This window comes from Sulfitobacter sp. HI0129, from assembly GCF_001635395.1.
GTDB lineage: Bacteria > Pseudomonadota > Alphaproteobacteria > Rhodobacterales > Rhodobacteraceae > Sulfitobacter.
On sequence record NZ_LWGH01001080.1, the window covers coordinates 1 to 10,404 of the forward strand.

Genomic DNA, 10,404 nt, shown 5'->3' on the forward strand with positions numbered 1-10,404 from the left:
ACATTACCTGACGGTGGCGGGAACGCTGTTCGTCATTGGCATCTTCGGGCTATTCCTGAACCGCAAGAACGTGATCATCCTGCTGATGAGCATCGAATTGATGCTCCTGGCGGTGAACATCAACTTCGTGGCTTTTTCCAGCTATCTGGGCGACCTCGTCGGGCAGGTCTACACGCTGTTCGTGCTGACCGTCGCCGCCGCCGAGGCCGCCATCGGGCTTGCCATTCTGGTCTGCTTCTTCCGTAACCGCGGAACGATCGCGGTCGAAGACGTCAACGTGATGAAGGGCTGAGGTCATGGAAATCATCATCCTGTTCGCGCCTCTCATCGGTGCGCTGATCTGCGGCTTTACATGGAAGGCCATCGGCGAGGTGGCCGCCCAGTGGACGGCGACGGCGCTGCTGTTCCTCGCTGCGCTGCTGTCCTGGATCGTGTTCTTCACCCATGACGGGCAGGCGGAGGTCATTCCGATCTTCCGCTTCATCGAAAGCGGCACGCTCAGTACCGATTGGGCGATCCGGATGGACCGGCTGACCGCTATCATGCTGATCGTGATCACCACGGTTTCGAGCCTCGTGCACCTTTATTCCTTCGGCTACATGGCGCATGACGAGAACTTTCGCGAAGGCGAAAGCTATCGCCCCCGCTTCTTTGCCTATCTGTCCTTCTTCACCTTCGCCATGCTGGCGCTCGTCACCTCGAACAACCTCGTCCAGATGTTCTTCGGCTGGGAAGGCGTGGGCGTGGCGTCCTACCTGCTGATCGGCTTTTATTACCGGAAGCCTTCGGCCAACGCCGCCGCGATCAAGGCCTTCGTCGTGAACCGGGTGGGTGACTTCGGCTTTGCGCTGGGGATTTTCGGGCTGTTCTACCTGACGGACAGCATCCGTTTCGATGACATCTTCGCCGCCGTACCGGAGCTTGCGGAAACCAATGTCCGTTTCCTCTGGGCCGACTGGAACGCCGCGAACCTGATCGCCTTCCTGCTCTTCGTGGGGGCCATGGGTAAATCGGCGCAGCTTTTCCTGCACACATGGCTGCCCGACGCGATGGAAGGTCCGACGCCCGTGTCGGCGCTGATCCACGCCGCAACCATGGTGACGGCGGGGGTCTTCCTTGTCACACGCATGTCACCGCTGATGGAATTCGCGCCCGAGGCGATGGCCTTCGTGACCGTCATCGGGGCGACTACCGCATTCTTCGCGGCGACCGTGGGCCTTGTGCAGACGGATATCAAGCGCGTCATCGCCTATTCCACCTGTTCGCAGCTCGGCTACATGTTCGTGGCCGCAGGCGTGGGCATGTATTCGGCGGCGATGTTCCACTTGTTCACCCATGCCTTCTTCAAGGCCATGCTCTTCCTCGGGGCGGGTTCCGTGATCCACGCCATGCACCATGAGCAGGACATGATGAACTATGGCGGGTTGCGGAAGAAGATCCCCTATACCTTCTGGGCCATGATGATCGGCACGCTGGCGATTACCGGCGTCGGCATCCCGCTGACGCAGATCGGCTTCGCCGGCTTCCTCAGCAAGGACGCGATCATCGAAAGCGCCTGGGCGGGCGGGTCGGCCTATGGCTTCTGGTTGCTCGTGGCCGCGGCGGCGATGACCAGCTTCTACAGCTGGCGGCTGATGTTCCTGACCTTCTACGGTGCGCCGCGCGGCAACAAGCATACCCACGACCATGCCCATGAAGCACCGATGACCATGCTGATCCCGCTGGGTGTACTTGGCCTCGGCGCCGTTTTCGCCGGCATGGTCTGGTACGGCAGTTTCTTTGGCAAAACCTACCAGATCGCGGATTTCTTCGGTATCCCGCTGGCCGAAGCCTCCGCCGCGGGTGATGCCCACGTCGAGGGGGCTGAAGGCACCGGTGGCGCTACCGGGCCTGACGATGGTGACCCGGGCGTGGGTGCGATCCTCGAAGGCGATCAGGAGGGCGGCAAGAAGGGCGGCGACTACCATGCGGCCTTTGGCGGCGCCCCCGGGGACGGCGCGATCTACTTCGCCCCTGACAACCACGTGCTGGACGAGGCGCATGAGGCCCCGGTCTGGGTCAAGGTTTCGCCCTTCGTCGCGATGCTCCTCGGTCTGGCCATGGCCGTCTGGTTCTACATCCTGAACCCGTCGCTGCCCGGGCGCCTCGCTGCGAACCAGCGGCCGCTTTATAACTTCCTGCTCAACAAGTGGTACTTCGACGAGATCTACAATGTCGTCTTCGTGCGCCCGGCCAAGGCCATCGGCCGCTTCTTCTGGAAGCGCGGCGACGGTAACGTGATCGACGGAACCCTGAACGGGATCGCCATGGGCATCGTGCCCTTCTTTACCCGCCTCGCGGGGCGTGCCCAGTCGGGCTACATCTTCACCTATGCCTTCGCCATGGTGATCGGCATCGCGGTGCTGGTGACATGGATGACGATGACCGGAGGGTCGAACTGATGGATCACCACTTGCTGTCCATTATCACCTTCATGCCGGCCTTTGCGGCGCTGATCCTCGGCGTGTTCCTGCGCGGCGACGATCCGGCGGCGCAGCGCAATGCCAAATGGCTGGCGATGATCACCACGACAGTGGTGTTCCTGATCTCGCTCTTCATCCTGTTCGATTTCGATCCCGACGACGTGGGTTTCCAGCACGTGGACGAAGCGGAATGGCTGCTCGGTCTCAGCTACCGGCTGGGCGTTGACGGGATCTCGGTCCTCTTTGTGATGTTGACGACCTTCATGATGCCGCTCGTAATCGCAGCAAGCTGGCACGTTACGGACCGGGTGAAGGAATACATGATCGCCTTCCTCGTGCTGGAGACGCTGATGCTTGGCGTTTTCATGGCGCTCGATCTGGTGCTCTTCTACCTCTTCTTCGAGGCTGGCCTGATCCCGATGTTCCTGATCATCGGCATCTGGGGCGGGAAGGATCGCATCTATGCGAGCTTCAAGTTCTTCCTCTATACCTTCCTCGGCTCGGTTCTGATGCTCGTGGCCATGGTGGCCATGTATACCGAGGCGGGCACCACCTGTATCGGCGGCTGCGAGATCAATCTGCTGAACCACAACTTTGCCTCCGACAGTTTCGAGCTTCTGGGCATCCAGATCATCGGCGGGATGCAGACGCTGCTCTTCCTCGCCTTCTTCGCGAGCTTCGCGGTCAAGATGCCCATGTGGCCCGTGCACACATGGCTGCCCGACGCCCACGTTCAAGCCCCCACTGCGGGTTCGGTGGTTCTGGCGGCGATCCTGCTGAAGATGGGCGGCTACGGTTTCCTGCGGTTTTCGCTGCCGATGTTTCCCGTCGGGGCCGAAGTGCTGGCGCCCATGGTGCTGTGGCTCTCGGCCATCGCGATCGTCTACACCTCGCTCGTCGCGCTGGTGCAAGAGGACATGAAGAAGCTCATTGCCTATTCCTCGGTCGCGCATATGGGGTTCGTTACCATGGGGATCTTCACCGCCACCCAACAGGGTGTCGACGGGGCGATCTTCCAGATGATTAGCCACGGCTTCATCTCAGGCGCCCTCTTTCTTTGTGTCGGCGTGATCTATGACCGCATGCACACCCGGGAAATCGACGCCTATGGTGGGCTGGTGAACCGGATGCCGGCCTATGCGCTGATTTTCATGCTCTTCACCATGGCGAACGTGGGGCTGCCGGGGACCAGCGGCTTCGTGGGTGAATTCCTCACGCTCATGGCAGCCTTCCAGGTCAATACATGGGTCGCCGCGGTGGCGACCACGGGCGTGATCTTCAGTGCGGCCTATGCGCTCTGGCTCTATCGCCGGGTGGTGATGGGGGATCTCATCAAGGAGAGCCTGAAGTCGATCACCGACATGACGTCGCGTGAACGCTGGATATTCGCGCCGCTGGTGGCCATGACCCTGCTGCTTGGCGTCTATCCCGCGCTGGTGCTCGACATCATCGGCCCTGCCGTCGCCGATCTGGTGATGAATTACGAAACCTCGGTGGAGGGTGCCGATCTGGCGACCCGCACTGCCGCGGTCACGAACTGAGAAGGACTGCACGATGATTTCCGACGATCTGAACGTCATCCTGCCGGAAATCCTGCTGGCCGTCTGGGCCATGCTGGGGCTTCTGGGCGCGGTCTATACCTCGAAGGACAAGGCCGGTAGCCTGCTGGTCTGGATGACCGCAGGCATCATGGCGCTGCTCGCCGCATGGATCGGGCTGACCGGGGAGACGACACGCATCGCCTTTGGCGGGATGTTCATCGAAGACGGTTTCGCGCGGTTTGCCAAGATCACCATTCTGCTGTCGGCGGCTGCCGTGCTCATGATGTCCGAAGCCTACATGCGCGAGCGTGGTCTGCTGCGGTTCGAATATCCGATGCTGGTGGCGCTGGCCGCGGTCGGAATGATGATGATGGTCAGCGCGGGCGATCTGATGGCGCTCTACATGGGGCTGGAGCTTCAGTCGCTGGCGCTCTACGTCATCGCATCGCTCCGGCGGGACAGCATCAAATCGACGGAAGCGGGCCTGAAATACTTCGTGCTGGGCGCGCTTTCCTCGGGCTTGCTGCTCTATGGTGCGTCGCTGGTCTATGGCTACGCGGGCACGACGCTTTTCACGGGCATCATCACGACCGCGCAGACGGGCGGCAGTTCTATCGGTCTGCTGCTGGGCCTCGTTTTCCTGATCTCCGGCATGGCGTTCAAGGTTTCCGCGGTGCCCTTCCACATGTGGACGCCCGATGTCTACGAAGGGGCGCCCACTCCCGTCACGGCCTTTTTCGCCACTGCGCCCAAGATGGCGGCCATGGCGCTGTTCGCGCGTGTGCTTCACGACGCCTTCGGCCGGGCCGTGGGGGATTGGAGCCAGATCATCGCACTTCTGTCGGTTCTTTCCATGTTCCTCGGAGCTTTCGCGGCGATCGGTCAGACGAACATCAAGCGGCTGATGGCCTATTCCTCCATCGCGCACATGGGCTATGCGCTCATGGGGCTGGCCGCGGGCACGGCGCTGGGTGTGCAGGCGATGCTGGTCTACATGGCGATCTACGTGACCATGAATATCGGCACCTTCGCGTTTATCCTGCTGATGAGTCGGGACGGTGCACCCGTGACGGACATCAATTCGCTCAACCTCTATGCCCGCCGCGCCCCGGCGCGTGCGCTGGCCATGCTGGTCCTGCTGTTCAGCCTTGCAGGCGTACCGCCGATGCTGGGCTTTTTCGGCAAACTCTACGTGCTGCGCGCGGCATATGAAGGCGGGCTGGTCTGGCTGGCGGTGGCAGGCGTGATCGCTTCGGTGATCGGGGCCTACTACTACCTGCGCATTGTCTTCCTGATGTATTTCGGCGAAGAAACCTCCCAGCCGCTGGACAACCATCGCAGTGGCCTGCTGGGCGGATTCCTCGCGGTTTCGGCGCTGGTCATGGTTCTGGGCATCATCAACATGTTCGGTGTCGAAGGCGCCGCAGCAGCGGCGGCCCTGACCCTTGTCAACTAGCACCCCCTGCGGGACGGCGGGATGACCGGCTGGCCCGAAGGGTACGACCGCCGGATCTATACCGTACTGGATTCGACCCTGACGGAAGCCGGCAGACTGCTGCCGGATCTGACCATGCCCACATGGATCCTCGCCGAGGAACAGACCGCGGCGCGGGGGCGGCGGGGCAGGGCATGGGCCACCCCGCGCGGCAATTTCGCGGCAACGCTGGTGATGCGCCGGAACGAGCCGCCGGGCACGGCTGCGCTTCGCAGCTTTGTCACCTCGCTGGCACTCTACCGGGCTTTCGCCACGGTGCTGGAAAGCGAAGAGACGCTCGCCCTGAAATGGCCCAATGACGTGCTGCTGGGCGGGGCCAAGGTGGCGGGCATCCTTCTGGAAAGCCTGGGCGAGCATCTCGTCATCGGGATCGGGGTCAACCTGTTGCACCCGCCCGAGGCCGCCATGCTGGAGCCGGGCGCCCTGCCACCTGCGACCTTGGCGGAACATGCGGGACGCCGGGTATCGGCATCCGCCTTTCTCGATATCCTCGCGCCGGCCTATGCCACGCTGGAGAGACAGTTTCGCGAACAGGGCTTCGCCCCCATCCGAAGCGCTTGGCTGTCCCACGCCGCGCGGATCGGCGAAACCGTGACCGCCCGAACCATGCGTGAAGAGACAACGGGCGTGTTCGAGGACGTGGACCTCGACGGCAATCTTATCCTGCGGACTTCTTCGGGACGGGTGAAAATCACCGCCGCGGATGTCTTTTTCTGAACGAAGCTGAAGCCAACGGGGGAACGGACCATGCTTCTGGCCATCGACTGCGGCAATACCAATACCGTCTTTTCGATCTGGGACGGGTCAGAGTTCATCGCGACCTGGCGCACCTCTACCGAATGGCAGCGCACGGCGGATCAATATTATGTCTGGCTGAGCACGCTGATGAAGTTCCAGAAGGTCGAAGCCGACATCACCGATATGATCATCAGCTCGACCGTGCCGCGCGTGGTCTTCAACCTGCGTGTGCTGGCCGACCGGTATTTCAACACCCGCCCCATTGTCGTCGGAAAGCCGGAATGCGCCCTGCCGGTGGATGTGCGGGTGGATGCCGGTACAGCGGTGGGGCCGGATCGGCTGGTGAACACGGCGGCGGGCCATGATCTTTTCGGCGGTGACCTCATCGTGGTTGATTTCGGCACCGCCACGACCTTCGATGTCGTCGCCTCCGACGGGGCCTATGTGGGCGGGGTGATCGCACCCGGCGTCAACCTGAGCCTTGAGGCGTTGCACAATGCGGCAGCGGCACTACCTCACGTGGACATCTCGAAGCCCTTGCAGGTTGTCGGGACGAATACCGTAGCCTGTATGCAGTCAGGTATCTTTTGGGGTTATGTCGGTCTGGTGCGTGAGATATGTGCCCGGATAAAGGCGGAGCAGGGGCGCGACATGCGCATCGTCGCCACCGGGGGGCTGGCACCGCTGTTCCAGCAGGCCGCAGACCTTTTCGACGAGTACCGCGATGATCTGACAATGCACGGGCTGACCGTGATACACGAATTTAATAAGGACAAAGCTGAATAACATGAGCAGCGAAAGATTGATCTACCTGCCCCTCGGGGGGGCGGGCGAAATTGGCATGAATGCCTATGTCTATGGCTATGGTAAACCCGGCAAGGAGCGGCTGATCGTCGTCGACCTGGGCGTTGCCTTTCCCGACATGGATGGCAGCCCCGGCGTGGACCTGATCCTGCCGGACATCACATGGCTGAAAGACCGGCGCGACCGGATCGAGGCGGTTTTCGTCACCCATGCGCATGAAGACCACGTGGGCGCCGTGGCGCATTACTATGACGCCCTGCGCGCGCCCATCTACGCGCGCAAGTTCACCGCCAACATCGCCCGGCGGAAGATGAACGAACATGGCCATCCCAATGATGCGGTGACCACCGCGGGCGTCTGGCCCGAACAGGTCACCGTGGGGCCCTTCACCGTGGGCTTCCTGCCCATTTCCCACTCCATCCCTGAATCCTCTGCCATGGTGATCGACACGCCCGAGGGGCGGGTGATCCATTCGGGCGACTTCAAGATCGATTTGACGCCCGGCGTGGGCGAACCCTTTGATCCGGGCCTCTGGGCCGAGGTCTGCAAGGACGGGATCAAGGCGCTGATCTGCGACAGCACCAATGTCTTCTCGCCCCTGCCGGGCCGGTCAGAAGCGACCTTGGGCCCGGAGATCGAGAAACTCGTCGGCGCCGCCGAAGGCATGGTCGTCGCCACCACATTCGCGTCGAACGTGGCGCGGGTAAAGACGCTTGCAGATGCGGGCGCGCGGGCGGGCCGGTCCGTGGTGCTTCTGGGGCGCGCGATGAAGCGCATGGTGGATGCGGCGCTGGAGACCGGCGTCATGACCGACTTCCCTCCCGTGATCGCCCCGGAGGATGCGCGCAGTATCCCGCGCGAGAACCTGATGCTTCTCGTGACCGGCTCGCAGGGCGAGCGGCGCGCGGCCTCCGCCCAGTTGGCGCGCGGCAAGTATCAGGGGATTGAGATGAAGGAAGGGGACCTGTTCCTCTTCTCCTCCAAGACCATTCCGGGGAACGAACGCGGTGTCATCCGCATCATCAACCAGTTCTCGGAAATGGGCGTGGACGTGGTGGATGATTCCTCGGGCCTTTATCACGTGTCGGGCCATGCCAACCGGCCCGATCTGGAAACGCTGCACGACGTGGTCAAGCCGCAGGTCCTGATCCCCATGCACGGCGAACACCGCCATCTGCGCGAACACGCCAAGCTGGCCGAAGCCAAGGGCATGACCGGCGTGCTGGCCGTGAACGGCATGATGATCGACCTCAGCGGCAATGCCCCCAAGGTGGCCGAATACATCGAAACGGGGCGCACCTACCTCGACGGTACCGTCAAGATCGGCGCGTTGGACGGCGTCGTGCGGGACCGTATCCGCATGGCGCTGAACGGTCATGCGACCGTGACGGTGATTCTCGATACCGATGACGAACCCCTGGGTGAGCCTTGGGTTGACCTCATGGGCCTGCCCGAGACCGGGCGCAGCAAGGCGCCGCTGGTCGATGTGCTGGAAGAAGACCTGAGCCAATGGCTCAACCGGGCAGGGGCCAAGACCCTGCGCGATGACGACAAGCTGAACGAAGGTCTCAAGCGCACGCTGCGCCAGTCCGCCATGGACGAGATCGGCAAGAAGCCCGAGGTGACGGTGGTGGTCAGCCGTTTGAGCTGACCGCCCGGATCACCGGTTGCACATGTAGACGGTGCCGCCCACCGCCACCACGCTGACCCCCACGGCGGCAAGTGCCGCCGGGGTGGACAGCGCCGTCAGCATCGTGGCGCCTGCTGTCGATAGGTTGGCAGCGACGGTGCTCGCCGTGCCGGACAGGATCAGCGCGCCGGATTTATGCGCGACGGCGGAAAGGTTATCCGGCTGTTTCGCCTTCTCCAGTGCGGTGCTGGTCATGCGCTTCGTCAGCTCCGTCGTCTCGGCGACGGTAGTGTTCACCCGTTCGCAGACGGTCTTCTTGCACTGCCCACGAAAATTGCGCTCCCCCGGGACGAGGATGAAACCCGTCTCCGCCGGGGCGAGACAATAGCCGTCGATCTCTTCGGTGGGGATGGTGGTGGCGAGATAGTCGAACAGCACACCGCTGTCGCAGGGTGCCGGTTGGCCCCAGGCCTTGTTCCATGTGCGCGAAGGCCATGCGAGCAGCTTTTCCCGGGTTCCGACATCTTCTTTGAAAGTGGCAAAGTTATCTGCCTCCACAACCACTTCGTCGCCGTTCACGAAAGCCCTGCAGCGTTCGGCCTGCGCCGTTTCGGCAAAGACGGTGAAGAACATGAGAAAGGTGGCGAAGCCAAAGACGCGAAACATTGCGGATCCCGATAACCGGTTGAAGACGCTTCGCATATAGAGCGCGTTCCGGCGCGGGGAAAGGGTTGCGCAGTCAAGCAGCGGGCGGGGTGCGAAACCCCGCCGATCCTTGGCCTTGCGGCGCTCAGTTGTCGCGCCGGTCCTCGAAGCTGAGTTCGATGAAAGCGGGCGTATGATCGCCAAGGCCCACGACCTTGTTGCCGCCGCGATCGGAATTGCGCCCGCCACGGTTGCCGCCGCGCCCGCCACGATCATCGTCGCGGTTGCGGTCTTCGGTGCGGCGATCCTGCTGATCGGCCTTGCGCGGCTGCCGCTGGCGCTTGTCCGCGGCATCGTCCTGCTGCGGCTTGCTGTCCTTGCCGTCAGCAGATTTGCTGTCGCCCTTCGGCTCCTGGGTCCGGCCCTTCGCGTCGTTATCCTTTTGGGCGTCGCGCGGTGCCTTGTCGTCGGACTTGCGGCTGCGCGACCGGCTCCGCTTGGGCTTCTCTGCCGGTTTGTCGTCGGTCGGCTGCGATGCCTCGGGCGCGGTTTCGCCGCCCAGCGGATTTTCCAGCCGCGGAATCTCCCGCTGGACCAGCCGTTCCACATCGGCGAGGTTCTTTTCGTCGCGCGGCACGCAGATCATGATCGCCTTGCCGTCACGGCCCGCGCGGCCTGTTCGGCCGATGCGGTGCACGTAATCCTCCGCATGGCTGGGTACGTCGAAGTTGAACACATGGCTCACGCTCGGCACGTCGAGCCCGCGCGCCGCCACGTCAGAGGCCACGAGGAACCGCAGATCGCCCGCGCGAAACCCTTCGAGTGTGCGCGTCCGCTGGCTCTGATCGAGATCGCCGTGAATGGGGGCGGCGTCATAGCCGTATTTCTTCAGCGACTTGGCGACCACATCCACATCCATCTTGCGGTTGCAGAAGATGATCGCGTTGGTGCATTTGTCGCCTTCGGCGTCGATCAATGCCCGCAGAACCTTGCGCTTTTCACTGGCTTCGCGGTCCTTGCGCGACCCTTTGAACATCAGCACGCCTTGTTCGATGTTCTCGCCCGTGGTTGCCTGACGGGCGACCTCGA

General features: G+C 62.7%; 9 protein-coding genes. 7 read left to right on the forward strand and 2 right to left on the reverse strand.

The window, feature by feature from the left end; all coding sequences use genetic code 11:
• The 7 genes from nuoK to A3764_RS22735 all read left to right on the forward strand — a co-directional run.
• Positions 1–292: NADH-quinone oxidoreductase subunit NuoK (gene nuoK, locus A3764_RS22705; RefSeq protein WP_067952138.1), on the forward strand; the 292-nt coding region annotated here is incomplete at its 5' end.
• Positions 293–296: 4 nt separating this feature from the next.
• Positions 297–2,441, forward strand: a complete 2,145-nt coding sequence (nuoL, locus tag A3764_RS22710) for an NADH-quinone oxidoreductase subunit L (protein ID WP_067919103.1) — start codon at positions 297–299, stop codon at positions 2,439–2,441.
• Complete coding sequence (locus A3764_RS22715) at positions 2,441–4,003, forward strand: NADH-quinone oxidoreductase subunit M (RefSeq protein WP_067919104.1); 1,563 nt, start codon at positions 2,441–2,443, stop codon at positions 4,001–4,003. Before nuoL ends, A3764_RS22715 begins: the two co-directional genes overlap by 1 nt.
• Positions 4,004–4,016: 13 nt before the next feature.
• Positions 4,017–5,459, forward strand: coding sequence for an NADH-quinone oxidoreductase subunit NuoN (nuoN, locus tag A3764_RS22720; RefSeq protein ID WP_067919106.1), 1,443 nt, complete (start codon positions 4,017–4,019; stop codon positions 5,457–5,459).
• 21 nt (positions 5,460–5,480) lie between these two features.
• Positions 5,481–6,215: a biotin--[acetyl-CoA-carboxylase] ligase gene (locus A3764_RS22725; protein WP_067919108.1), complete on the forward strand. Its 735-nt coding sequence runs from the start codon at positions 5,481–5,483 to the stop codon at positions 6,213–6,215.
• Between the two features lie 30 nt (positions 6,216–6,245).
• Complete coding sequence (locus A3764_RS22730; protein WP_067919111.1) at positions 6,246–7,022, forward strand: type III pantothenate kinase; 777 nt, start codon at positions 6,246–6,248, stop codon at positions 7,020–7,022.
• Between the two features lies 1 nt (position 7,023).
• The gene (locus A3764_RS22735) at positions 7,024–8,691 is read left to right on the forward strand and encodes a ribonuclease J (RefSeq protein ID WP_067919113.1); all 1,668 of its coding nucleotides are present in this window, start codon (positions 7,024–7,026) and stop codon (positions 8,689–8,691) included.
• 9 nt (positions 8,692–8,700) lie between these two features.
• Here A3764_RS22735 and A3764_RS22740 read toward each other — a convergent pair whose 3' ends face one another.
• Positions 8,701–9,336 (reverse strand): hypothetical protein, encoded by a 636-nt coding sequence (locus tag A3764_RS22740; RefSeq protein ID WP_067919115.1) that lies wholly within the window; start codon positions 9,334–9,336, stop codon positions 8,701–8,703.
• Positions 9,337–9,460: 124 nt separating this feature from the next.
• Positions 9,461–10,404: helicase-related protein (locus A3764_RS22745; protein ID WP_201722504.1), on the reverse strand; the 944-nt coding region annotated here is incomplete at its 5' end.

Coding starts and splice junctions, on each gene's coding strand:
- nuoL (WP_067919103.1), top strand. CDS start 297: ATGGAAATCATCATCCTGTTCGCGCCTCTCATCGGTGCGCTGATCTGC.
- A3764_RS22715 (WP_067919104.1), top strand. CDS start 2,441: ATGGATCACCACTTGCTGTCCATTATCACCTTCATGCCGGCCTTTGCG.
- nuoN (WP_067919106.1), top strand. CDS start 4,017: ATGATTTCCGACGATCTGAACGTCATCCTGCCGGAAATCCTGCTGGCC.
- A3764_RS22725 (WP_067919108.1), top strand. CDS start 5,481: ATGACCGGCTGGCCCGAAGGGTACGACCGCCGGATCTATACCGTACTG.
- A3764_RS22730 (WP_067919111.1), top strand. CDS start 6,246: ATGCTTCTGGCCATCGACTGCGGCAATACCAATACCGTCTTTTCGATC.
- A3764_RS22735 (WP_067919113.1), top strand. CDS start 7,024: ATGAGCAGCGAAAGATTGATCTACCTGCCCCTCGGGGGGGCGGGCGAA.
- A3764_RS22740 (WP_067919115.1), bottom strand. CDS start 9,336: ATGTTTCGCGTCTTTGGCTTCGCCACCTTTCTCATGTTCTTCACCGTC.